At 67.7% G+C, this 403-nt stretch carries 1 pseudogene; it reads left to right on the top strand.

Going from position 1 to position 403, the window contains the following annotated elements:
- Positions 1 to 403 (top strand): annotated as a pseudogene (locus tag EN935_RS40400) (S-methyl-5-thioribose-1-phosphate isomerase); the annotation flags it as partial.

Genomic DNA, 403 nt, shown 5'->3' with positions numbered 1-403 from the left:
GTCGGATGCCGCACTTGATGCCGTCTGGGAGACCCTGCACGAAACGCGTCCGACCGCGATCAATCTGCGCTGGGCGCTGGATGAGATGCGGCGCTTCCTGCGGCCCCTGCCGACGGAACAACGCGCCGCAGCCGCCTACCGGCGCGCCGGCGAAATCGCCGACGAGGATGTCGAGCTCAACCGCGCCATCGGCGAGAACGGTCTTGCCATCATCAAGGCGATCGCGGCGCGCAAGCAGAAGGGCGAGCCGGTCAACATCCTGACCCACTGCAATGCCGGCTGGCTGGCGACGGTCGACTACGGCACCGCCACCGCGCCGATCTACCTGGCCACGGAGGCCGGCATTCCGGTCCACGTCTATGTCGATGAAACACGGCCACGCAACCAGGGCGCACGGCTGACC

Source organism: Mesorhizobium sp. M7D.F.Ca.US.004.03.1.1 (assembly GCF_003998635.1).
Classification (GTDB): domain Bacteria; phylum Pseudomonadota; class Alphaproteobacteria; order Rhizobiales; family Rhizobiaceae; genus Mesorhizobium; species Mesorhizobium loti.
Note: the sequence above shows the minus strand (reverse complement) of the source record. Positions and strands in the feature narration are given on the sequence as shown.